General features: G+C 46.5%; 23 protein-coding genes. 9 read left to right on the forward strand and 14 right to left on the reverse strand.

Going from position 1 to position 24,600, the window contains the following annotated elements; translation table 11 throughout:
• Positions 1-2: 2 nt before the first annotated feature.
• From hutZ to cysS, 4 genes are all read left to right on the forward strand, one after another.
• On the forward strand, positions 3-560 hold the full coding sequence (gene hutZ, locus EIZ48_RS02010; RefSeq protein WP_160648440.1) for a heme utilization protein HutZ: 558 nt from the start codon (positions 3-5) through the stop codon (positions 558-560).
• Positions 561-770: 210 nt separating this feature from the next.
• Positions 771-1,166, forward strand: a complete 396-nt coding sequence (locus EIZ48_RS02015; protein WP_160648441.1) for a hypothetical protein — start codon at positions 771-773, stop codon at positions 1,164-1,166.
• Between the two features lie 148 nt (positions 1,167-1,314).
• Positions 1,315-1,515 (forward strand): hypothetical protein, encoded by a 201-nt coding sequence (locus EIZ48_RS02020; protein ID WP_160648442.1) that lies wholly within the window; start codon positions 1,315-1,317, stop codon positions 1,513-1,515.
• A 339-nt stretch (positions 1,516-1,854) separates the two neighbouring features.
• Entirely contained in the window at positions 1,855-3,228 is a 1,374-nt protein-coding gene (gene cysS / locus EIZ48_RS02025) for a cysteine--tRNA ligase (RefSeq protein WP_160648443.1), read from the forward strand.
• A gap of 49 nt (positions 3,229-3,277) precedes the next feature.
• On the opposite strand, the gene EIZ48_RS02030 is transcribed toward cysS, so the two are convergent.
• Genes EIZ48_RS02030 through EIZ48_RS02040 form a run of 3 tightly spaced genes read right to left on the reverse strand, consistent with a single transcriptional unit; the run spans position 3,278 to position 5,898 of the window.
• Positions 3,278-3,844, reverse strand: a complete 567-nt coding sequence (locus tag EIZ48_RS02030) for a cytochrome c3 family protein (RefSeq protein WP_160648444.1) — start codon at positions 3,842-3,844, stop codon at positions 3,278-3,280.
• A 9-nt stretch (positions 3,845-3,853) separates the two neighbouring features.
• Positions 3,854-4,252 carry a cytochrome c3 family protein gene (locus EIZ48_RS02035; protein ID WP_160648445.1) on the reverse strand — a complete coding sequence of 133 codons (399 nt, stop codon included), beginning with the start codon at positions 4,250-4,252 and terminating at the stop codon, positions 3,854-3,856.
• A 50-nt stretch (positions 4,253-4,302) separates the two neighbouring features.
• A complete protein-coding gene (locus EIZ48_RS02040; protein ID WP_160648446.1) occupies positions 4,303-5,898 on the reverse strand; it encodes an FAD-dependent oxidoreductase in 1,596 nt (531 codons plus the stop codon).
• Between the two features lie 193 nt (positions 5,899-6,091).
• Between EIZ48_RS02040 and EIZ48_RS02045 the strand changes: the two genes are divergently transcribed.
• Entirely contained in the window at positions 6,092-7,858 is a 1,767-nt protein-coding gene (locus tag EIZ48_RS02045; RefSeq protein ID WP_160648447.1) for a sensor histidine kinase, read from the forward strand.
• Positions 7,859-7,860: 2 nt separating this feature from the next.
• The gene (locus EIZ48_RS02050) at positions 7,861-8,472 is read left to right on the forward strand and encodes a response regulator transcription factor (RefSeq protein WP_160648448.1); all 612 of its coding nucleotides are present in this window, start codon (positions 7,861-7,863) and stop codon (positions 8,470-8,472) included.
• Between the two features lie 125 nt (positions 8,473-8,597).
• On the opposite strand, the gene EIZ48_RS02055 is transcribed toward EIZ48_RS02050, so the two are convergent.
• The 4 genes from EIZ48_RS02055 to torC form a co-directional block, all read right to left on the reverse strand.
• Complete coding sequence (locus EIZ48_RS02055) at positions 8,598-9,164, reverse strand: hypothetical protein (RefSeq protein ID WP_160648449.1); 567 nt, start codon at positions 9,162-9,164, stop codon at positions 8,598-8,600.
• 202 nt (positions 9,165-9,366) lie between these two features.
• Positions 9,367-10,020 (reverse strand): molecular chaperone TorD, encoded by a 654-nt coding sequence (torD, locus tag EIZ48_RS02060; protein ID WP_160648450.1) that lies wholly within the window; start codon positions 10,018-10,020, stop codon positions 9,367-9,369.
• Positions 10,021-10,228: 208 nt separating this feature from the next.
• Positions 10,229-12,760 (reverse strand): trimethylamine-N-oxide reductase TorA, encoded by a 2,532-nt coding sequence (torA, locus tag EIZ48_RS02065; protein ID WP_160648451.1) that lies wholly within the window; start codon positions 12,758-12,760, stop codon positions 10,229-10,231.
• Positions 12,761-12,830: 70 nt separating this feature from the next.
• A complete protein-coding gene (torC, locus tag EIZ48_RS02070; protein WP_160648452.1) occupies positions 12,831-13,997 on the reverse strand; it encodes a pentaheme c-type cytochrome TorC in 1,167 nt (388 codons plus the stop codon).
• A 199-nt stretch (positions 13,998-14,196) separates the two neighbouring features.
• Here torC and torR point away from each other — a divergent pair, with 199 nt between their 5' ends.
• The gene (gene torR / locus EIZ48_RS02075; RefSeq protein ID WP_160648453.1) at positions 14,197-14,910 is read left to right on the forward strand and encodes a two-component system response regulator TorR; all 714 of its coding nucleotides are present in this window, start codon (positions 14,197-14,199) and stop codon (positions 14,908-14,910) included.
• A gap of 474 nt (positions 14,911-15,384) precedes the next feature.
• Here the strand turns inward: torR and panP are convergent, their stop codons facing one another.
• From panP to EIZ48_RS02105, 6 genes are all read right to left on the reverse strand, one after another.
• Positions 15,385-17,034: a pyridoxal-dependent aspartate 1-decarboxylase PanP gene (gene panP / locus EIZ48_RS02080; protein ID WP_160648454.1), complete on the reverse strand. Its 1,650-nt coding sequence runs from the start codon at positions 17,032-17,034 to the stop codon at positions 15,385-15,387.
• Positions 17,035-17,196: 162 nt separating this feature from the next.
• Positions 17,197-18,177 carry a DUF2860 domain-containing protein gene (locus EIZ48_RS02085; RefSeq protein WP_160648455.1) on the reverse strand — a complete coding sequence of 327 codons (981 nt, stop codon included), beginning with the start codon at positions 18,175-18,177 and terminating at the stop codon, positions 17,197-17,199.
• 204 nt (positions 18,178-18,381) lie between these two features.
• On the reverse strand, positions 18,382-18,894 hold the full coding sequence (locus EIZ48_RS02090; RefSeq protein ID WP_160648456.1) for a hypothetical protein: 513 nt from the start codon (positions 18,892-18,894) through the stop codon (positions 18,382-18,384).
• Positions 18,895-19,128: 234 nt separating this feature from the next.
• Positions 19,129-19,230 (reverse strand): MetS family NSS transporter small subunit, encoded by a 102-nt coding sequence (locus EIZ48_RS02095; protein ID WP_139310521.1) that lies wholly within the window; start codon positions 19,228-19,230, stop codon positions 19,129-19,131.
• 2 nt (positions 19,231-19,232) lie between these two features.
• Positions 19,233-20,714, reverse strand: a complete 1,482-nt coding sequence (locus EIZ48_RS02100; protein ID WP_075767784.1) for a sodium-dependent transporter — start codon at positions 20,712-20,714, stop codon at positions 19,233-19,235.
• Between the two features lie 389 nt (positions 20,715-21,103).
• Positions 21,104-21,706 (reverse strand): hypothetical protein, encoded by a 603-nt coding sequence (locus EIZ48_RS02105; RefSeq protein ID WP_192928425.1) that lies wholly within the window; start codon positions 21,704-21,706, stop codon positions 21,104-21,106.
• Between the two features lie 146 nt (positions 21,707-21,852).
• Here EIZ48_RS02105 and cydH point away from each other — a divergent pair, with 146 nt between their 5' ends.
• Complete coding sequence (cydH, locus tag EIZ48_RS02110; protein ID WP_160648457.1) at positions 21,853-21,942, forward strand: cytochrome bd-I oxidase subunit CydH; 90 nt, start codon at positions 21,853-21,855, stop codon at positions 21,940-21,942.
• Between the two features lie 105 nt (positions 21,943-22,047).
• Positions 22,048-23,268 carry a patatin-like phospholipase family protein gene (locus EIZ48_RS02115; protein WP_192928426.1) on the forward strand — a complete coding sequence of 407 codons (1,221 nt, stop codon included), beginning with the start codon at positions 22,048-22,050 and terminating at the stop codon, positions 23,266-23,268.
• 81 nt (positions 23,269-23,349) lie between these two features.
• Here the strand turns inward: EIZ48_RS02115 and EIZ48_RS02120 are convergent, their stop codons facing one another.
• Positions 23,350-24,255, reverse strand: coding sequence for a manganese-dependent inorganic pyrophosphatase (locus EIZ48_RS02120; RefSeq protein ID WP_160648458.1), 906 nt, complete (start codon positions 24,253-24,255; stop codon positions 23,350-23,352).
• Positions 24,256-24,600: the final 345 nt, after the last annotated feature.

Here is a 24,600-nt window from a genome sequence, read left to right on the forward strand (position 1 = left end):
AGATGAATCAAGTAAAGCAAGAACGCCTTCAAAATCGACTTGGCCCTGAAATCAAAGAGTTTCGAGAATCATGCCTGACACTGCAATTGGCAACGGTAGATGCTGAAGGTAAGCCCAACGTAAGCTATGCGCCGTTTGCCCTGTTGGAAGATGGCTACTATGTGTTGATCAGTCAAATTGCCAAACATGCCCGTAACCTGCTTGAAAATCCGCAGGTGTCATTGATGATGATTGAAGATGAAGGGACTTCAAAGACTATTTATGCGCGCAAGCGACTGACCTTTGAGGCCAATGTGGCGGTGGTTGAACGAGATAGCAAACGTTGGCTTGCTGCGGTTGCAGAGTTGAAAGCACGCTTTGGTGAGATAGTTGATGGTCTGAGCGGGTTGGAAGACTTTACCTTGTTCCGCCTTGAACCGACTCAGGGGTTGTTTGTGAAGGGATTTGGCCAGGCATTTCAGGTAAGCGGTGACGATCTGGTTGATTTTGTCCACATGCAGGAAGGGCATAAGCGAATCAAGGACGGTAGCGAGATCACAACACCGAGCGAAGAGCTGTAAAGATTAGAGATAGAAAATCAGATGGCAGGACGGTTATTCTGGCAGCATATCGCTGCTTGGTAATCGACAGGCCTTTGTTCGTTTAGGTCGTTATTCCGGACTCTGGCGGAAACGCTTGATCCGGATCATCGTAATATGATGGCCAGCTTGCTGCGCGGAAAAATCGTGTGATAATTAATGTATTAACGTCAGATATTTCGGGTTTTATTTATGTCTAGTGATACTAAAAGTGGTGTACGTTTTGCGTATATTGCTAGTTTTCTAACCCCTTTAACCTTTATGATTTCGGGCATCGTTGCCGTTCTTTACTCGGCTTATAAGCTGAATAAAGGCACTGATGAGCTGACATACAGCCACTATTACACCATCATCCGTACCTTCTTTTTGTTCTTCACTTTCTTTGTGGTATTGGGTGTAACGGCAGCAACGACCAGCGGTATGGTTGCCGGTGCAGAGTACTGGGTGCGGAGCGACTTTCTCGATAAGCTACTAAGTGCCATTCCGGTTGTTGGGCTTGTTATTGCTGCATTGGCAATCGTCAAATGGTTCGTCAAGCATATCCAGGGGATGAAATTGCTTAGTCAGAATAAAGCGATAGAGCTATAAGCAACGCAATATGAAACACTGAAAACCGGAACGAGTCATCGTTCCGGTTTTTTTATGTTCATACCACTGTCGTGGAAGTGATCACCTACTTGCCGGAGTCGGGCTATATTTTCATTGATATCCCTGTAAAGGTGGGAGGAGGTATCTTATGGCAAGTTTGTCTGTTGGTCTCGATAAGGAAAGAGTACGCCAAGTTTCCCGTCAATTGGATCGCAATAAGCGCAAGAACATGCACGAAGGGATAGCACCATGGTGTGATTGCTGTGTTTGCGAGGCGGAGCCATATTGGGCCGAGGTGGCGGAAGAAATGGGAATCAATTTGAGTGACTATGAAGATGATTGTTCATAGCTGAAACTTTGAGAGTACTCACCGCAATATTTATTGCGGTGAGGGATTGCCATTGTTTCAGTGGCCTTCAATTAAGGATGTATGGTCTGAAGATTAAAGTATTGAGAAATAAACGGTTGATTTTGAATATTAGCTATTTTAACTTGAAACTATTATGACTACGCTTGCTTACCCTCTATGTTGTTGCTGTAAATACTTAATTTACGGCCGCTTTCGTGTAGCTATCATCTAGCAAGTCTATTATCTAGAAAAGCTATCAGCTAACGAATATATCGCACTATCTCCCAGGCCGTTGATGTTTACATCCGCGGCCTTTTTGTATTTATAAGGAAATGAACGATGACACAAACGACACTGCAGTTTTATAACACCCTGAGCCGGCAACTGATGCCGTTTGATTCGATAGGACCGCTCAGAGTTGGTCTTTATGCGTGTGGCCCGACCGTTTATGACTACGCCCATGTCGGTAACTTGCGTACCTATTTGTTCGTGGATACTTTAAAGCGCGTGTTACAACTGAACGGCTATCAGGTAAACCATGTCATGAACATCACCGATGTTGGACACCTCGTGTCCGATGGAGACAGCGGCGAAGATAAGATGGAAAAAGGAGCGCGTATCCAGCACAAGTCGGCGTGGGAGATTGCTACCTTCTTTGAAAGTGCCTTCTTAGCTGACTTGGAACGGCTTAATATTCTAAAACCTTCTATTACCTGCCGGGCAACAGAGCATATTCAAGAGCAAATATCTTTTATTCAGTCACTGGAAGAGAAAGGCTATACCTATCAAACCAGTGACGGCATCTATTTCGATACAGAAAAATTGCCTGATTACGGTAAGCTTGCCCGATTAGACAAGCAAGGGCTGCTGGCGGGTATACGCGTTGATATGGCCGAGAAAAGGCATCCGACGGACTTTGCCTTATGGAAGTTCAGTGGCGGGCAGAAGCGGCAAATGGAGTGGCAAAGTCCGTGGGGTATAGGTTTTCCTGGTTGGCATATTGAATGTTCAGCGATGGCCGAGAAATACCTTGGAGAAACGTTCGATATCCATATTGGTGGTGAAGACCATATTCCGGTCCATCACACCAATGAAATCGCTCAGTGCCAGGCTAAAAATGGCAAGGTGCAGGCAAATTATTGGATGCACGGTTACTTCTTGAATATTAACAATGAGAAGATCTCCAAGTCCGGGGTATCTCTGCGTCTGGAGAGTCTGATAGAACACGGCTATGAACCGCTGGCCTATCGTTACCTAACGCTTACCAGCCACTATCGCAGTCACTTGAGTTTTTCATGGGAGGGGCTGGCGGGTGCCCAAAAGACACTCCGTCGACTAAGGGATAAAATCACAAGCCTGCCTGCTGGTGGCAATATCGATAGCCAGTTCAAAGCGGAATTTCTCGGGTATATCAACCGTGATTTAAATATGCCGCAGGCACTCGCCCTGGTTTGGAAAGTGATAGAGAGTGAAATCGAGCCGGCAGATAAAAAGTCAACGTTGCTCTATTTCGATCAAATCTTCGGTCTGGATCTTGGTAAGGTCGTGCGGGTGACTATCCCTGATGAGGTACAACGCCTTGCTGAGCAGCGACAGAGTTTGAAGCAACAAGGCCGATATGATGAGGCAGATAGTATTCGAGACCAGATTCTGGCTTACGGCTATCAAGTTAACGATAGTGCAGATCGGTTGTATACCATCACGCCGCGTTAGCGTAGCGTAAAAAGCCGCCATAGAAGAATATATGGCGGCTTATATCAGGTTATTTGGACTCAAAAGAGTATTCGGGATAGCGCTTGTTCAGTTCACTTCTTAGCATTCCATTATGCCCAACGGTAACGTGACAAGAGACACACTGGATAGGATCCCCTGATGCTAACTGATTTTTATAGTGAGCATGTGTTTGCAACGATTTGGGGTTTTCAGCTTCTTGTCTGTCTAATAACGCTTGGTGACAGTTTAAGCAGCCACTGTCAAATACAAACCGCTCTCGTTCCTCCCTGCGAGCTATCCAGTCAATCTCATCCGTATTAGTGAAGTTTTCGACAAAGACATCGTTGATGCCGTGTTTAGTTTTATCCACCATGTAACCGAAAACTGAGTCTTGCGGAAGGTGGCAGTCAACACATTGCGCTACAAACCCATGGTTGTTGTTACCTCCGTGAACATCAAGCTTGAAGGTATTCGCCATTGGTTCCATTGAATGACAGGAACCGCAAAAAGCCGCATCACCTGTACTGTGGGCGATTTCAGCTGTAACAAGGCTGGCGCCCGTACCAAGTAATCCACCTATAGCCAGCAGGATCACAATAAACCACTTTCTATTCATAGTATCTCCTTATGGCACCTTGCCCATCCACGAGGTGGTGGTGTGACAATCGGCGCAAAGGTTGGTAGATGGTTCGTGCTCGGCGTGGCACTCATAGCAATCCAGTGATAGCCCGTCGTGAAAAGAGTTGTGCGGGTTAGTGTGATTGGGATCCATAAACTGAAGACGATCGGCCACTATCTTTGCGCTGCCATGGCATGACAGGCAGCTTTCTGTTTCCAACGGTTCAAACGCTTCAGGATCATTTCCCTGATGGCACATAACACAGTCAAACTTCAGTTTCTGATGATGGGGTTTTAAGGTGTACTCATCAGCCAATGATTTCCCGTCTGGTTTAGCATCGGCGTACACCCAAGAAGCCGTTACTGTAAGCAGTAACGTTAACATTGCAGTAAGGATGGTTTTCATAAGCAATACTTTTTCGGATGAAGGGTGGCTTTCACCACCCAGTTTTAGGCTTATGCCCACGGTGTCGTTTTTGCTGCGTTTTCACCAGCAACCATACCGAATGTCCCGCAATCGATTGTTGAGCATGCCGTTAAGCGGATATAGCCGTAGGTACCAGCAGATGCTTCTCCACAAACGAATGCCCCTTCGATCGGTTTACCCGTTACCACATCAACCGCTTCTGCTTTCGGAGTGATCATTGCTCCTCCTTGCGCATAGTTGTAGCGAGGGTTAAGTTGCATTGCGTAGAAAGGTGGCTGAGAGATAGAAGAGGCTTCTTTTAACACGCCTTTTGGCTTATGGTATTCGTCCTGATCCATTGCCATGTTTTTGTTGTATTTGTCAATATTGGCTTTAAGCAGCTTGGTATCCATTTTGAAATTATCAGCCAGCGCTTCTAAAGTATCGAACTTCCAGATAGTACCGTTTATACCGTTTTTGCCATCAAGAGACAGGTGGAATCGCTGTTGGTCATGGTAATGCTCAGCACCTTTCTGATCATAAATCAGCACTGTGTGCTCACCATCAATGTGGCGGCGTTCTTCCAAAATAGCCATACCAATAGCTTGACGGTCATTGTTGTTGTACTCATCAACGAAACGTTCACCGGTGCGAGGATTTACCAGGATTCCCCATCGAATGTCCTCGGTTGGAATAGGGAAAGCAAAACGGAACAGGGTCATATGGATTGGTTTAAATCCGGCCATGATCATCGCTTTGATTGCACCCCCCGTAGCTCCAGGTTGGGTGGTTGACGCGGCATTGTACATAGTACCGACTTCATCTCCACGGAACTTACGGTCTTGGTTATAACCGCCTGTTGCCATGACCAGGCCACGTTTAACTTTGTAGTATTTCACCTTGCCCGAGCTATTGATGGTCGGGTTGTCGTTGTCGCCCAGATCGTCATGTTTTCTGCTAAAGCGATATTTCTCACGGACTTTTACGCCAATGACCCGGCCTTCACCATTTCGCAGGATCTCGTCAAGAAGGATTTTTTTGCGTATCTCAACATTGGTCAATTGACTACTACAGTACCCTTGTAGCTTTTTGATAACCTCGGTGCCACCACCCTGGGGCCAGACGCAACGAGCTTTTGAGTGACCGCCAAGCTTTTTAACACCCGTTCCGCCACCAATCGACATGTCATATTTCACACCATGCTCTTTAAGGAAGTTATACAGTTTTAACGTTCCTTTTGCTGCTACTTCGGTTAGTTCTCGGTGGTTGTAGCCTTTTGCCTCTCGTTCAATATCTTTTAGTAGCAACTCCCACGAATCATCGGTAACACCGATGTTTTGCTGTAGATCAGAACCGACCACAGCCATGTTCAGGCCAGAGATCAGCGATGAACCGCCCAGCCGTGACATTTTATCCGCTACAACAACTTTTGCGCTTGCATCGGTTTCTGCTGCGCGAATAGCAGCAATCATTCCGGCCATGCCAGAGCCAATGACTAGCACATCCATCTCGTCATCCCACTGGATGTCGTTAGGATTAGTGGCAGCAAAAGCTGCTGATGAAAGGCCAAGCGCTGATACCGGGGCTATGGCTGCTGCACCTAAACCCAGTTTTAAGAAACTACGACGTGAATTACTTTCAGACATAACTTTTGCTCCATGTACATTGCTGCGTACTGTTGTTCTCAATAAGATATGGAGCATTGTGCGCAGCGGCTGCGAGTACCTCTATAGTGGTAAACCGCAGTTCCCTTTGATGATTGATCTACAGCAAAAAAGCTTTCTATCAATATGAGAGGCTAAACACAGATTTGAACAACCGCTTGCTAAGGCTACGCCATTGAAAACAAACCTTCTGATATTCGCAGTGAGCTTGTTTCTCAGTTTTTCGACTTTTGCCGAGCAGAAACTGGTCAGAATTGGTGTGCTCGCATTTAACGGGCCTGCCTATACGTTAACGCGCTGGCAGCCGACTATTGACTACCTCAACTATGCACTACCGGATTATCACTTTGTGATAGTTCCTGCTGACATTCCGACTTTAGATAACCTGGTAAGTAGTGGTCTTATTGATTTCACCCTAACCAACGGCATTCAATTCCTGATGTATAAGTACAATCACCAGGCAGTGAAAATGCTCAACCTAAATCCGTTCCATGGTGATGCTAAACATGCTATCGGTTCCGCTCTGATAGCTAGGGCAGACGAGCCGGAAATTGTAACTCTCAAAGCATTACGTAATCGCTCCATTGTGTCGGTCAGCGAGAATGCTTTTGGCGGCTTTAAAGTTATGCTCAGGGAGTTTATGTCTGAGGGGGTTGAGCAGGGGGATTTAAAGAAACTGTCATTTATTGGATACCCACAGCAGAATTTGTTAACTGAGGTACTAAAGGGTGAGGCTGATTTTGCTATTGCACCGACTTGCCTGTTAGAAAGGAAAGTTCGGGATGGCACTATTCCCGCGAATGCATTAAAAGTGGTGCGCCGGCAGGTTCCAGAATCGGCATTTACTTGCCATACATCCAGTCAGCTCTATCCAAACTGGACACTGGCGCGTATGAAGCACGTTCCGGCAGACTATGCTAACCATATTGCCAGAATTCTGCTCACGATACCTCCGACAAGCCAAATAGCTGTTTCTGGACTCTATGGTGGCTGGTCTGTGCCTATTGATGACAGCGCGATCTACCAGTTGATGGATGAGATTGGACTGAGTATCCAGCCTTCGTATTTGACCCGCATCTGGATGGAATATCGAGGCTGGTTCATGGTTTCTATTGGTTTGCTATTACTGTTTGTCTGCTATCACCTGCGTGTTAACTACCTTGTCCATGTTCGGTCAGCCCAGCTTCGCGAGGAGATTGAGCAACACAAGCAGACAACTGACCAGTTAGAGAGAGAGACAAATCAACTCTTTAAGGCGCAGCGTATCTTATTGAGTGGCGAATTGGCCTCGGGTGTGGCCCATGAGCTAAATCAGCCATTAATGGCAATCAGTACCTATGCCACCGGCTGTAGACGGAGAGTCGAACGCTCAAAGCTCAACCAGCAGGAACTATTGCTAGCGCTAGAAAAGATTGAACAACAGACACTGAATGCTAGTGAAATCATTCAGCGAATGCGCAACTTTATGAAAATCCATAGTCATGACAAAAAAAACGTTTCAATTAGGTCATTGATTAACAACACATTGCTGACTTTTCAGCACACTCTTAAACGTCAGCATATTCAAATTAACACGGATATTTGTGATACGTGTATCTATATCGATCCCGTACTGATCCAGCAGGTTATTGCCAACCTTATTCAAAATAGTATTGATGCGCTAAAAGTTTCTTCTAATAGCCAAAAGGAGATTGCTATACGTGTTGATGATGATGAACAGGTCTTAACTATTGAGCTTTCAGATAGTGGCTGTGGTATTTCTGATGCACAACTAAAACAGTTATTCATGCCTTTCCAAAGCAGCAAGCCTGAAGGGTTAGGGCTTGGGATGGTGATATGTAAGCGGATCATCGAGTCGCATAATGGCACTATCAGCGCGTACCAACAAGCACTGGGGACTCGTTTTCATATCACCTTGCCACTAACAGTAGAAGAGGAATAATTATGTCTTGCCCGGTTTATTTGGTCGACGATGATATCGCCATAATCGATTCGGTATCCTGGTTATTGGAAGGGGAAGGGTTGGATGTATTTACGTTTTCGGATGCCGAGAGTTTTTTAAGCCAAGTTGATACGGCTAATCCCGGTGTCGTGCTGTTAGACATTAATATGCCAGGTATTGACGGTCTGGAGTTGCAAAAAACACTCTGTGAACATCAAACATGTTTGGTTATTGTATTTCTTACCGGACATGCCAATGTGGAAATTACTAAACTTGCGTTTAAACGTGGAGCCAATGATTTACTGCAAAAGCCTGTTAATGGCGAGGAGCTTTGCAATGCGGTTACGCAGGCACAGGATTTGGCCCTTAACCTTTCAATGTCAAGACAGAGTAACGACGATTTGAAAGCGAAAGTTGCTACCTTGACAGAGCGAGAAAAAGATCTTGTTCCACTCATTATTCAGGGCAAAACTAATAAAGTTATTGCTGATGAATTGTGTATTGCATTACGAACAGCCGAAATTCATCGCCATAACTTATTCAAGAAGATGGGGGTGTCCTCGGGTATTCAACTTGCTTTTGAAGGGCAAAGGATCCTTGAACTACTGAGTTAGGGCTTTTGGTGGCTGGTATGATTGGGTTTTGAATTGCCGAGTATCAGAAAATGAAAGCAACCTGTCAGAACAAGGGATTAAAACTGACAGGTTGCTTCGTTTTTACCGGTTCAGAGTGTGTTGCACTACTGAATGGCTCTTACGAGCGTGTTGAGTTCTTCGACAAGCTGTTCTGTTTTCGGATCTTGCGCCTTCATGGCGACTAGCATGTCTTCCTGTAGTTGATCTTGCTTAGCCATTAGTTCTTTGTCGTCAAGAATAGCCTTGCGCTGTTCGGCCATTTTTTGCTTGGCGGCGGCAAATTCCTGGATAAGTTCGCTGCGCTCCTTTTCACTGAGCGAAGTATCTCGTACCTGTTCCTGGATTTCCTGGGCCTTGGTAATGAACTCTTCTGGCTCATAACCAATTTCATCGGCTTTTTTCTTAAAGTCATGTTCAAGCTGTTTGGCCTGTTCGGCAAGCTCTGGGTTTTCCTGCAGAGTTTGCTGCCTGATACTGGTAAGATCACGCTGTATGGCGTTAATTCTGTTCACCGTCTCTTTTTGAGCTGCCGGTGAGTCAGCTGATACATTGCTGGCATTTACTTGCGGGGCCAGCAGCATCATGGATAAAAGTACCAGAGGCAAAGACATTTTAACAAACCAGCTCTTCATGACAGGGGATGGTTTCGTAATCGTATTGATATTATGCATTACTGATATCTCTTTGTTGTCTGTATGTCCTTAATTTAACGGAGCGCAGAGCGAGAAATGTCAGTTAAATGTCATGAAAGCTGTGCGCTAGCTGAACGGGAAGCGGGAAGCCGCGTGAAGTGAAACAGGCAGAAAAAAGCCGGCAATCCATCTGCCGGCAACATGAGATAGTGATTTCAGCCTTGGTGATGGGCTGATTGGATTATTGTTCTTCTCCCGCCAGGAAAGCGGTATCTAATTTACAGAATGCCAACAGCAGATTGACTGCTGCAGCATAAAAACCAAATTTATCTCGAGCGCTACATGCCTGGCTAAAGGCTGGTAACCAGTTCAGCAACATGGTTTCAAGGAACTGATGCTGTGCCTGCATGACATCTTCGGCTTTTTTCTCGTCTTCCTGCTGGTTGGCCAGAATAATAAGGTTGCCCATGAAGTCTAACTCGACGGCAATATGGTCGGCGGGTTCGTTGAACTCCTTACGCTGGGCAATATTGTAGTCAGCCATCAGCTTGTTCATATCCTGCGCTGGTTTGTCATTCAGAAGGCCACTTTCGCCCACATACATCGACGCGTAGGGCAGGGCACCGTTTTTAGGTGTACTCAGGAACAAGCCACAGAAATCTGCTGCCAGCTCAAGTTGCGCATCTTCTCGGGATTCTAGCTTTTTCAAAGCATCACGAAATGCTTCGACAGGTTGTTTCAGCTCCGGTGTCATACCAAGGCCAGACAAGAATGTGTACATCTCTCCGCCATGATATTCAGTGATATCTTCTTGTGTGAGTTCACGAGATAGAAGAGAAGACATCCACCAGTAAATTTCTGCACGTTGTTCGTTGAAAGCAATAAACTCTTGCATGGGCACTCCAGAGTAAAGCGTTCCGGCTTATAAGGTTTAAATTATGATCCCGCCGGTTTGCATAAAACATATTCAGATAGAACATTAACTTACTGAATGATTATATGTGAATAGGTTCTTTATAGGTATAAAAGGTAATGAAAACGGGGCTATTCCCGTAAACATAATAGGCTCCGGGGGCAATTAGCCCCCGGCAGCCAAAGTCAGCTTACGCCAGGTCCATAGCCGGGAATAACGGGTTAATGTCCGTTACTTCTTCCGGGCCGTTGAAGCCGGTGACAGCCGGTACCTTACCGGTATATTTTTCGATATCGACCAGCGCAGATGCCGCTGATGTAGCCTGTGCCAGTTTAGATGAACCCACATCCTGAGTCAGAACGTTTGGATCACCGTAGGTGCAGATTGTACCCGGCTTGCCACCTTCCAGAGGGCTGTACCAAGCACCTTCGTGAATACGGCAAACACCCGACTTGTAGTCATCGGTAACAACAGCACCGGCAAGCACCTGGCCGCGATCGTTAAATACGCGAACAATATCACCAGACTTAATACCACGTGCTTTTGCATCTACCGTGTTGATGTAGATCGGTTCACGGTCAGCAACAGAATACGTTGCGCGGTGATCGGTTGATGAACACAGCTGCGAGTGCAGGCGGTGTTTCGGGTGCGTACTTTGCAAGTTGATCGGGAACTTGTTAGAACGCGGACCGCCGTGGCTGCGCTCGTTCTTTTCAAACCACATAGGGTGTCCCTGACAGTCGTCATAGCCCATATCGGCAATGGTCTTACAGTAGATTTCGATCAGACCAGAGGCTGTACCTAGTGGCTCAAGATCCGGTTCCTTACGGAAAGACTCGTGGCGAACCCACTCTTTACCAGCCGGGAATTCGACAAAACCTTCGCCTTCCCAGAACTTCTTGAAGTTTGGCATACGCACGCCAAGGCCGCGGCCCTGCAGGCGAGCGCCGTTGTAGATGTGCTCGATCCATTCCATTTGCGTTTTACCGCCAGTGAACGCTTCTTCGCGGTCGTAGCGACGGCACAGTTCACGGAAGATATCAAAGTCGTCTTTGGCTTCGAACATAGGCTCGACAACTTTCGGCAGGGCAATCACACCTGCGTTCGAGTGGTTACCGTACTGTTCGATGTCGTTACGTTCGTGCGTTGTTGTTGCTGGCAGAACGATATCGGCAAAACGACAGGTTGCCGTCCACTGGTGATCAACAGACACAACCGTTTCAAGCTTGCGCCACACCTTGATCATCTTGTTGCGATCCTGGTGGTGATGGAACGGGTTGTTACCACAGAAGACCGCCATCTTCATTTCAGGGTACTTCACATCGTGGCCGTTCCATTGAATGGTCTTGCCTGGATTTTCAATACAGTCAACGAAGCGCGCGACAGGGATGTAGGTCGAGTAGCCTTTGAATGAACCGTTGTGGATAGGATCAACGCCAGTCACACCGCTAAAGCCAGACATCAACGGACCGTTTGACGTTGTCGAGCCAGCATCGTTATAGTGCCAGCCAAAGCCGAAACCACCGCCAGGCAGACCAATCTGACCAAGCATGGCAGCAATAACAACCAGCATCCACGCGTACTGCTCACCGTGCTGCATTCGCTGTAGACACCAGCCGCCGATGATCTGCGTACGGCCGGAAGCCATCTGGCGAGCAAGGGCACGAATCTCGTCGGCCTTGATGCCACAGATTTTTTCTGCCCATTCCGGTGTTTTCTCGACACCGTCTTTCTCGCCTGTCAGGTACGGAACGAACTTGTCGAAACCTGTCGTGTAGTCAGCGATAAAGTCTTTGTTGTACAGGTTCTCGCTGTAAAGAGTATGAGCGATAGCCAGCATTAGCGGAACGTCCGTCTGCGGGTTAACAGGCACCTGCTCACCGCCGACAAGTTTCTGAGTATCAGAACGAACTGGATCAATGTAGATCACCTTGATCTCGTTGTTCTTCACTTTCTCGGCAAGCTGATGGTAGTAGGCATACGGACTGTGGTCCGGTACCAGCCAGCCAACCTGTAGGTTTTTGACCGGATCCGAGCCCCAGATAACAATGGTGTCAGAGTGCTCAAGGACCAGCGGCCATGATGTCTGCTGCTCGTATACTTCCATCGCACCGGCAACGTACGGCAGGACAACCTGCGCCGCACCTGTTGAGTAGTCACCCATTTTACCCAGGTAAGTACCGTGAAGACCGATAGCGCGGCTCATCATGGTCCCGGCAGAGTGCAGTTTACCTACTGACTGCCAACCTGTGTGACCCGCGTAAAGTGCGCTAGGGCCGTAGGAGTTCTGGACACGCTCCATTTCATGATAGAAGAAGTCAAGCGCCTGAGACCATGGCACGCGCACGAAACGGTTGTCACCACGCTGGGTCGTATCTGACTTATAGCCGTGCTTCAGCCAGTCGATACGCACCATTGGATATTTGACACGAGCCGGGTTGTAAACAACTTCGCGGACACCGTTGATCATGGTTGTCGGGTGCTTGTCTTTCTCGAACGGAACAGTATCAACCCAGACGCCATTCTCAACTTTTGCACGGAATGCACCCCAGTGAGAGCCTGAAAGTACGTCTCCGGTGAATGTTGCTTTAGTGTCAGTTGCAGCCATGGCTTTGCGTGGAGCAAGCAGGCTTGTGCCAACCACAGTGGCAGCACTTGCTGCAACCATACCGGACAGGAAGCGACGGCGAGAAACGCCTTTACTTAGAATTTGAGTCGCCATAGTTAAATCCTTAAATTAAAATTCTTTTTCGAAAGGCGGTGGGATAGTGTTACCCACCGCGCATCAGGAATTAGTGCGCGCCAGCGCCGCCGGTGTCTTTACCGTGGTTCTGCAGATACTTCAACAGAGTACGCTCTTCGGTTTTACTAAGGCGGTAATAGGCACTCATTGCATTCAGGCCAGAGATCCAGCCGTTAGCTGTGAAGTGTGCAGGGTCTGGAGCTGCGTGGCAGGCATTGCATGTTGAGCCGTACATGTCTTCTGCGTAGTTCCAGATTGGCTGGATGTTGTCGATCATGTCTTCAGCTGTGATCCAGGCTTCCACCGATACGTGCTGCCATTCAATGTCAGTAGCGCTGTCAGTTTGCTCTTCAATCAGCTGCTGAGTGGCTTTAACATCGCCGCGGATGGTGGCCTTGAAGACGCGCTTGCCCATGTATTCGGTCATTACGCGGCCCTTGCCAGATTTTTCAAGCCAGCCGTCAACCTTGATTTTCAGCATGTTGTCCTGGCGCTCAAGTACTGTCACTTCCGATGCAGGAAGCAGTTTACCTTCGGCTTTGCCGTTAGCATCGGCAGAAGCGTACAGGTCTTTCTCACCCAGCGAGTACAATGTCTCGGATGCGCCACCTTGTGCGTTTGCTGTCGCCTGAAGCTCCTGGAAGTCTTTCTGGAAACCGCCAGCCATGTTCGGTAGTTCGTGGGCGATACCTTTGTGACACTCAATACAGTTCATGTCGGCAGCAGCGGCTTTTTTCATTTCCATTGCTGCTTTTGCAGACTGCTTGCTGTGATCCATATCGTCGTAAGAGTGACAACTCTTACAGGTTTTGGATTTCTGTCCACTCATTCGATCCCATACCGCCTGGGCCATTTCGAGGCGGTGATCTTCGAATTTCTCAGGGGTATCAATCTTACCTGTCACGAAGTGGTGGTAGAGATCTTTGGCTGCTTCGAGCTTGCGGAATACTTTGCCCGGGAAGTCTTTCGGTTGGTGACAGTCAACACAGATTGCCTGTACACCAGAAGCATTTTTGAAGTGAACGGTTTCTTTGTATTCGTCGTAGTTCTGCTGCATGGTGTGGCAAGAGGTACAGAATTCGATAGTCGAAGTGACTTGAAAGCCCTTGTGGACAACAAAAGTGCCCGCAAGTGTAATACCGATACCGACTAAAACCAGTGCAAGAATTGGATACTTGCTGCTTGGTTTAATCAACTTTTGCCAAAGTTTTTTCATAGTGGAAGATTCCATAAAAGAATGAGTGTCTGCCGTAAATAACGGTGACGTATAATTTTTTATGGTTTAATCTTAATTCCGCGATATGAATAAGGATATGGGTGGCGGTTAACAGGATAGTCGGCTTTATGACAAATTGTTAATAACCGCGTATTGTGCTACCGTTTTAAAGACTGCCGAAATAAATAAAGAGATAAAAATGAGTCATCACGTACTTGTTGTAGAAGATGAGATTGTTACCCGCACTAAGCTTGTCGGGTATTTTGAAAATGAAGGTTACAAAGTAAGCCAGGCCGAGAGCGGTGATCAAATGCGTGAGATCATGGTGAGCGAGAAAATTGACCTGGTGATGCTTGATATTAACTTGCCAGGTGAAGATGGCCTGTTATTAACCCGTGAGCTGAGAAGCCGTTCAGAAGTCGGTATCATTTTGGTTACCGGACGTACCGACAGTATTGATCGTATCGTCGGTTTGGAAATGGGCGCTGATGATTACGTTACCAAGCCTTTCGAATTACGCGAGTTGCTTGTACGAGTGAAAAACTTGTTGTGGCGCATATCTTTAGTAGAAAAAGCGCGCGATGAAACCATGGTTGAAATGCAGGAAGACAGTATCATTCGTTTTGGTGACTGGCAGTTCGATATTAACAAACGAGCACTGACCCATAATGGTGTGCCTGTTAAACTCACTAAGGCTGAGTACGAACTTTTGGTTGCATTTTCTTCCCATCCTAATGTGGTTCTTAGCCGCGAACGTATTCTGAATATGCTCAGTCATCGCGTCGAGGCCCCCAATGATCGCACCATTGATGTACTGATTAGACGAATGCGATCCAAGATGGAAATTGACCCCAAAAATCCGCAAATCTTTGTCACAGTCCACGGTGAAGGTTATATGTTTGCCGGTGACTAAATCAGTCATGATTGTCGAATGAATATTCAAATTATTATTCCGGCAGGCTGAAACAATTTGAAATATAAAAGCCGATATACACAGTATATCGGCTTTTTTATTGGCTTAATAAAGGTGCTTTTATTGATCTTGGTCAATGGTTGTTAATTGTTATTAACAAGCAGGTTGTGAACTAATTGTGGTTTTTATTGAAAGTGTTGATGTCACAACGGTTTAAATTTTAAAAATCAATATGCAAGCCGTGTGTTTTTTAAATAAATTTATATGTTACACATAGAAATAAATGTCGAGTTTTTCACTTATTTGACTGGTAGCCGTTTATATCGTGAGTTGCGAACTGTTGTCGATAGATTGGGTTGGGTGAATTTTAGACGATTGAGTGGTTAAAAAGTGAGCATTCGGCATTAATAAAAAAATAGCCAGGCGTTATTTCCTGGCTATTTTATATCTCTCTTTTAGCAATTTCGGAAGCCGTTATTGTTTGTCTAAAATGGTCTTAGTCAGTGAGATAATTTTTGGAAAACTAAATTCGCTTTCAGCTGCAAGCGTCTGTTGCTCGCAAAGCACATCGTTCAAAATTTTATCTGTAGTCAACGGGTTGGCGAGGACAACTCGAAGTACCGTCGTGATCTTCCTGCCCCACTTCGCCGGAGTCAGGCGAGTACGCGAGACAAATGACTTACCTGATTCACGCTGTTTTTTCTGAATGAACTTGGTGAGATCGTTCAGTGCGTCCAGTAGTTCTTCTTTTTGCGCCGGCGTGGCGATTTTAAGCGCTCGCTGGGTGGCTTCAGGAACATAACGGTAGGTCAGTAGACACAACTCGGGTTCTGAAATCAGCTCGAAATCTGGATTCGACTCGATGAGTTGGGCAAAGTACTTGGCCTTTTCGATGCTGTTGTTTATCAGCATCTCATAGCCAGGGCGACTAATGATGTTCATGCTGGCAAACAACAGCATTGCCATTCCGCTTCGAGAACCTTCCAGGGTATGGCTACCAAGGTCTTTTGAGCCTTTACGCAGGATATACTCGGCATGGTGTTCGATAGCGGTCATCAGCGCAGGGTTCTTGAATATGACCATGCCAGCGCCCATAGGGACATAAAGCTGTTTATGGGCGTCAATCGTTACCGAATCTGCGCGCTCAATGCCCTTGAGGAGCGGTCGGTACTTGTTTGACATCAGGGTTGCACCACCCCAGGCGGCATCGACATGGAAATGGCAACCGTGTTGCTCGGCGATATCAGCAAGTTGCTCAAGCGGATCGATATTGCCTGTTTCCGTCGTACCGGCGACGCCGACGATGGCAAAGGGCTTGATGTTACGCGCTTTGAGTGAGTCGAGTGTTTTGTTTAGCTCATCAAGGCAAACCCGGTTATTGTCATCGGTCTTGATTGAGACGACGCTCTCTCGGCCGATACCCAGGACATCAGCGGCCTTTTTCAATGAATAGTGGCCACGCTCTGATACCAACACCGCCAGATCATCATAACCATAGTGTTTCATTGCTCGGAAAAGACCTTCCTGAGCAACTCCGCGAAATTCCCCGTCAGGCTTGAGGGCATTGTTGCGTGCAACCCAAAGGGCAGTGATATTAGCAACAGTTCCGCCCGAACAAAATGCACCCAGAGAGTGGTTGGCGCTATGCATCCACTGCTGGTAGAAAGCCTCTTCCTCATTAAATATCAGGTTATGAAGCATACCCAGCACCTGGCGTTCCAGTGGGGTAAATGCTTTGGAGGTTTCAATTTTTACCAGATTCTGATTCAGCCCGATCATAATCTTAGACAGCGGCATCAAAAAGTACGGTAGCGCCGATGTCATATGACCAATAAAACTTGGGGCAGAGGTATGTACCGACTGTGCCACGAGCTTGTCGAGCAGAAAATGGGTATGCTCAGAGACGAAAGATGGGCTCTCCGGTATATCAGCCGATAAGAAGTCTTTCTCGATCTCTGCAAGTGGTTTTTCTCGGGCCGCAATGTGCGTCTGCAAAAACGCATTGAGGTTTTCCGATATCTCTTTCTCAATTCGGCCTAATGTCGAATCGGGTGCCTCCGGCACGGTAAATATGCGATGCAGCGACTCTTCGGAAGCATCGGCTTGTCTGTTATCAACTGCCATATTTAGCTGTTACTTAAGGTGAAAGTTGGCAAATTGTTGCTAATTTAATGCAATTTGCCATGCTTGTCCCGAAAAAAATGATGCCAGCTCTCTGTTCAACTTATCAGTAATAAGAGAGTCAGGGGTAAAAATCGGCCTTAATTGACCAATTTTGGGTTCGCATCAGAACTTATAATTAATACCTGCACTAATCAGCAAGGCGTCTTCGTCATAGAAGTCAATGTTGGAGTTACTCTCATTATAACCTGCCAGAGAAACGAGCCCCCAATTCTCCCAACCAAATGGTTCCTGGTATTCGTAGGCAAGAAATACACCCCAGCGGTTATCTTTCTGTCGTTCATTGAATACGGGGTTAGTTTCATCAAAATCAGCCAGATCATAGCTGAAAGTCAAAGCCAGGCTCGAACTTGGTAACATTTGAATGATACCAACCTCAGCGCCGTAAGTGTCATTGGCCATGGCATCGCCATCGGCTGCAAGACGCGTGTAACTGACCGCTGTACGGAAAATCTGTTCCCGGTTAATGGGCTTGAGGTAGCTGAGCTGAGTAAACAGGATGTCTCCTTCACGCTCTAGCAGTGCCTGTTGTTCAGAGGTCAGTGTTTGACCACTTTTTTCTGAGTCAATTTCCTGCTTGCCGCCTGAGAGCTCGACAGAAAAGTTAGAGCCGAGAATACGATCATACTGCAGACGTACGCCTTTTATCGTACTGTCGGTTTCGGTACGTGGGCTGTTGGTGACGAAAGGATCTTCCCACGTATCACTTGAGAGCAGGCCGGGCACATAGCTGATACTGATTTGCCCGTTATCAGGAATACGTTGTCGATAGCCTAGCTCGACATGAAAACGTCCCAGAGCAACATCGGACCGGCTGGTACCAAAGTAGATTTGTTTGTCCGCCTGCTCCATGGTGTAGCTAATTGTTCCAAGCGGGCTAACGAAGCCATCACTCTGTGACTCACCGTTGCTGTCCAGATCTGCCGTGACACTATTGTCCGTGTTAAATTGCGATGTGGTATTGGTGTAGCCCGCCAGTATCGAAATGTCACCACCAAACCCCGGTGACCATTGTGGAGGTCCTTGATTGGCTAAGACTGATGTTGAGGCAAAACCGGCAACGAGGCAGAGTTTTATAGGCTTCATTTATTGCTCCTTGCAAAGCCATAAGATATTTAAGGTTATGACTTTATTAACAAAAAGTCACTTATACGCCAATCTAGAATACGCTATGTCATTGAAAGGTCAAATCACAAATTTGCTATTAGGAATCGTATGCTACGATATTTTCAAAAGGCGCTGAGAGTATCACCGGGAAGAGGACAAACTCCCGGTGATTAGCGTAGAGGGTTACTTACATTCAATGGCAGCAATGGTCGTCATTTTTTCATTGTAAGCATTTAACGGTTTGTCGATGTTGCCCGGATGAGTCAGCAAATCAGCAAATGCACTGCGTAGCGCATAGTTTTTTGGGTGTGGCTTGCTTTGACGATCATCGAAAGATTTCTTGGCAAAACGGCCGAGTTCATTATCTTGTTGGGCAAGGTTCTTAACATCTTGCTGGGTTAGTTTTAGCCAGCCTTCGATGGGTTGTTTCAGATCCAGCTGCTGCTGGTCGTTTTCCAGATACCAGTCAACGGCTTCTCTGTTCAATTCAAAATGGTGCTTGCGACCTTCCAGGAACCATTTACCGACGTCTTCAAGGTTTTGATCTTTCTTTACGGCCAGTTCAACCAGGCTCTGATACCACGATAGGGAAGCATCGACATACTGATGGTACTTGTCGCTTTCACAACTGGTAGATGCCGCTAGCACAGACGACGGGAGTAGAGCGAGAGAGAGTAAAATAGCAGATAACTTCATTGCCTTTCCTTGAGTGCGACTTTGTTAATTATATTTGCTTGTGGGTGCAATTGTAACGATATGATAGAGATAAGGAAAAGGATTCTTTACAGGAATGAATCACAGCTAGCAAAGTTTTTAACTCGGAACTGTATTGAGATGTTTAACAATAAGCGGCAGTTAAAGGGTAGGGTAGTCAGATAAATAAAAGAGGCTCCGAAGAGCCTCTATAAAGTTTGTATCAAGCGAATACTGCTACTGGTTTTGTTTTCTCATGGCAACAGAGATGCAATATGCTGCTCCGCCCCATGTGATGCCCAAACCAAATAACATCATGATGATTGCACCGAATGTCATAGTTATGCCTCCTGATGAGATTGTGGTTTAGATGCCAGGTTGATAATGACCGCAACAACAAACATTGCTGCCACCAGTCCCCAGCCCAGTACGAGTAGATCAGACATCGCATAGCCGCCGTATCCGTCGTTGAATGTGTTGACAAGGTTCGTTGCCAAAATAACCGCCAGCATTGCAGGGCTCAGGAAGCGGATACAGACCTCGAACCATTTGCCGATGCTGAACTCAGAGATGTTGTTCACATAGCTTCGAACATCGGCAACCTTGAACAGCCAACCAATAACCGCCAGTTCAATCAGACAACTTGTTAGCAGTGCTACGTTGTTGATGAAGTAATCGACCAAGTCCAGTAGCAGCAGGCCGCCGTTGGTAGCGAAAGCCATTGATACTACGAAGCCGGTACCACAGACAATAGAAGCGGCTTTTTTGCGTGACCAGTTCAGCTTGTCAATGATGGCAGAGGTGACAGCCTCGATAATCGAGATATGAGAGCTCAAGCCTGCAACAACCAGCGCCAGGAAGAACAGTGGACCAAGGATATACGGAGCCGGTAGCAGGTTGATAGCTGCCGGAATGGTGACAAATGCCAGCCCCACCCCTGCTGAGACCACTTCAGTTAGCGGTTTCGCCTGCTCTTGTGCCATGTAACCTAGTACACCGAAAATCAGAACACCTGCTGTGATAGAGAAGCCACAGTTGATTAAAACTGTCATGAAGGCATTGTTGTTGATATCTGATTTTTCAGGCAGATAGCTAGAGTATGCAATCATGATGGCAAACCCGACACTCAGAGTGAAGAAGATTTGACCGTAGGCTGCAGACCAGACCTTGGCATCCAGGATCTTGCTAAAATCAGGCTGGAATAGATAGTTAAGACCATCTAGAGCACCAGGCAAAAAGACGATACGGGTGATCAGGCCAAGAACCATTAGGAATAGTAACGGCATCATGATCTTGCTTGCACGCTCGATACCGCCTTTTACACCGGTAAAGATGGCTGCAAATGTAATTGCCCAAGCAATTGCCATCGGAATAGCAATGTGGATCTGTAGGCTACCCAGCTTGCTCGGTGAGTTATCACCCAGCATTAGATATTCCCCGAAGAAGAAGGCATTGGTATCGCTTCCCCAGCTCTGGTTGAAGGAAAAGCTTAGGTAAGAAATTGCCCAACCGATAACCGCAACGTAATAAACAGCGATAATCGCGGCAATAAACACCTGGAACCATCCCAGCCACTCTAGCTTGCCGCCCATTTTAGAAAAGGCACGGGGTGCAGCACCACGAAGCTTATGACCAAGACTGAATTCCATAATCATAAATGGAATACCGGCAGTTAACATGGCGAAAAGGTAAGGAATAAAAAATGCGCCGCCGCCGTTCTCGTATGCCATATAGGGGAAACGCCAAATGTTCCCAAGGCCGATAGCAGACCCTACTGCTGCAAGGATAAACCCTGCACGAGAGCCCCATTGTTCGCGTTTCATAAACATCTCCTTATGTACTGCAATACTCTATGAAACAAGTAATTTAAAGTGAATTATTCTAGATTTTTACTTCCTGAAACGTGGGATCTGGATTGAAAGACCACGTTAATAACTTGAGATTAACCATAGAAAATATGTAAAGCAATAGACTGTAGGTTTGTTAATTGTGTGATGCTTTAGTGTTAACTTTTGTGCAAACTGCGATACGCCGCGCAAAGATTACTGCACTCTCATAGGTAGGTAGAGGAAATAACTGTATTTAGAAGGTGGGGTAGGGTGAAATATTATTTTTTCTGGCTGACGATATTGACTGATAAATCATCAAAATACAGCGCTTAAAGGTTGTCTGGTTCTATAAGGCCAGATAATCCGGCCTTTAGAACAAATACTCAGAAAGAAAATGTAACACCAACATTTGTTTGAAGCTGGCTAAGCCATTCCGAATCAATACTGATTAGGCAGGTTTGTGCCCCCGTTGGCAGCTGGCAGACAGCAGAAGTATCGCCATCTATGAGGTTGGCAAGCCACCGGGCCTCAAAAACAAGTCGTGTGTTGTTGTTGATATGGTATTCGAGGCCACCCAGGAGGCCAGCAGAAAACAGCAGATCGTCTTTTGACCATTCGGCATCAACGATAGTCGCGCCGAGGCTGGCGCCGAAAAAAGAGTCCCAGTGAGTAAATGCGTCAAAGCGAAGGCTGCTTTGAAGGTGTACATATGTAAATGAACCATCACCCTCGATATCTCTGTATTCATTAGGCTGGTGGCTAACGAATAATCCGACACGCCCGAGATCCATATCGGTTTCAATTGCGATTGCAGTGTGGGGATCACTCTCCGGCCGGATCTCGATACCGTTTTCGTCCGTGATCTGGTTTGAGAAGCTATAGCCGATATAGGGAGTAAGGTAAATGGTATTTTCAGCGAAAGCTGAGCTTGAAACGAAGGAGGCAAATACTGCGCCAATGAGAGTTGCAATTATTGATAGCTTCATTTTTTGACTCTATTCCTCTGATTCAACATATAACTTATTGTGACAGTAATCTGAAAATGATGCTTTTAAATTAGTCATAAGCTTGAACTCACCCTAAACTAGAGTTAAAACTATGTTAAAACATTATAGGGAGTGGGGATATAATTATGGATACCGACCTAAAGTTAGCGCTTTGTACTGTTGCTGTCGTGATGACGGTATTGTTGAGCTTCGGCATCGTCTCAGTTACTGCGTAACAGGTTAATAAATTAGCTATTTTAAGAGTGGTGTTCCGTTTCGGTTAAACTAAGGATAGTACAGTGTCGACAGTAAATTCTCGTATTCTTTGATGTGGGGAGATTATGGTGAATCATCTGCCGTTTAGTTTAAGTGATTCCGATCTACAACTTGTTAACACTTTTTCCTCGCAGCTCTCTGGAGCCAGGAAGAAAAGAATTGCCTTAGTCGTTCAGGGAGGCGGGCAGCGGGGTATCTTTACCGCCGGGGTTTTTGACGCCTTTCTGGAAGCTGGGTTTGACCCGTTTGAACTTTATGTCGGCACTTCTGCTGGTGCGTTGAATCTTTCCTCGTTTATAAGCCGTCAACACAAGTTTGGTTATCAGTTTATTGTCGATTACACCACTGACAATGAGTTCTTCAACTTATATAAATACCTGAGCAAGCAAAAGCCGATGAATCTGGACTGGGCATTGGAAACAGTAGCGCCTGGTGGTTCATTGCAGCTTGATGTTAAGACCGCCCGGCAGGTACTCAGGCATCGACTTGCGTTGGCTTGTGCAACGCGCAAAGATACGCTTCAGGATATCTACCTGCCGATGTACAATAGTGACTGGCGTGAAGTGCTGCGCGCATCTTGTGCCATTCCGGTTATCTATAATCAGCCTGTAAATTTACGTGATCTTGAATGGGTAGATGGCGGGGTAAGTGCGGCTGTACCCGTCAAAGAGGCCTGGCAACGGGGCGCTGATTTGGTGGTGGTGGTCCGGACTGAGCCGGTACAGGTGCCGGAGGGAGAGACTAGTACCTTTAATGACTGGCGGGAAAAGATTGAAACTGTGCTGCCTGATTATATTGACAGGCTGAGCCTGAACCAGTCGATTGATCGGGTCAAAGCTATCAGAAGTGATCTTACCCAGCGGCTTGAACAGTGGAAGTTGTGGAATGACAAACCGGATGATGATTCTGGCAATGAATCGATTGAATCCGGCGATGACAGCAGCCAAATCATTACACCTCGAAACAGTAATTGGCGATTATTGTCAGCAGACAATATAGAGCGATTCTTATCGATTACTGGAAAAGGTAAAAGTGCAGAAATCATAGAGATGCTTAACCGTTACTACCGCTCTTATGATGAACTTAATGGCTTTTTGCTTAATCCGCCAGATGGCCTGAAAGTTATCCAGATAGCCCCGGAAAAAGCATTACGCAGCCGGGCATTATTGAGTGATAAAGACGATCTAGAAGTGGATTACCGAGAAGGCAAGGTGGTGGGACGGTATTTTGTTGATCATTTTGCCGACATACTCAATGAAACGACGACCTTGACTCCCAAGCACTAATATTGAGCGGATTTATGCTTTAGTTCGATCAAAAAAAGGAACGCCGTGGCGTTCCTTTTTTGTTGTTCAGCAAGGTTGCAATTAAGCAAGAACCTTCTGTAGCCACGGCCAACCCTGCTTCTTGCGGCTTAGCGTGTTTTCCATCATCAGCATGCCGTTGTCAGCGAACTGATCAAGCGTTGCATTCCACTCGCCCTTATAAAGCAGACGTGTGGTGCTGGTAGTGATGTCAGTCAGCATAAGGGCAGCCATTGCCAGGCCATCTTCGTCGCAGCGACGCTGAAGATCAGCTTCAAGATCGCTGATCATGCTGTCTACTTGCTCAAGAGTCGCAAGTTCAATCTGACCGACAACGACGTTACGGTCGTTGAATGGGTAAGCTTTAAGATCTTTTTCTACCAGCTCGGCAGCAGAAAGGCCCGCGATGTCAGTTTTAGCAATCAGCAGATCTTTGATGAATGCATCTAGATCTTGTACATCTGCAAGTTGAGCCAGTTCAGCTACCGCATCCTTGTCTTTTTGAGTACAAGTTGGAGAGGCAAAGCCTACGGTGTCACTCAGGATTGCTGACATCATAAGGATAGCCAGTGGGCGAGTGATTTCAGTGTTTTCCATCTTGAACAGGTTGAACATGATGGTACAAGTACAACCAACAGGCCAGATCCAAGCTTCAAGCGGGTTTGTTGTCATCACGTCACCCAGACGGTGGTGGTCAACAATACCTAGGATTTCTGCGTCAGCAATATCGTCAGGTGCCTGTGCCAGATCGGTGTAGTCAACAAGCCAAACTTTTTCACCAGCAACACCGGTACACATTTCTGGTTGTTCAACACCAGCTTGTTCCAGGATGTGCTGAGTTTCGCGGTTTAGTTCACCTTGACGAACCGCTTTTGCTTCCAAACCACGTGCTTTAAGAAGCTCTGCGCCTACTAGTGCTGAACAGATGCTGTCGCTATCAGGGTTTTTGTGCCCTACTACTTGAATCATGATGTTTCCTTCACTGCGTCGACTGCAGCACCGGAGGCTGCAAGACTGAATTAAAAAATCTGCCTGAGAGCTGGGCTCAAGATCAGGACAGAAAAAGTAAACCGTGCAATTTTAGAGCTTTTACAAGAAATAACAATTGAAGTTGTGTAAAAAAGATGTGGCTGTCTATTTCCGCACCTAATTTACCCCGTTAGCGATATGTGTGGGGTATATCTGCGCCGGTCTACCAACACAGTGTCTCAGCCTGTGGTGGATGAGGCGATTGTGACATTGCACAATCAGGATGTTCAGTTGGGGGGGGGGGGATATATGTATTTTTCCTTGGTATTTTGATAGCTTAGCGGC

It is taken from the genome of Photobacterium alginatilyticum (assembly GCF_009910675.1).
Taxonomy (GTDB): Bacteria; Pseudomonadota; Gammaproteobacteria; order Enterobacterales; family Vibrionaceae; genus Photobacterium; species Photobacterium alginatilyticum.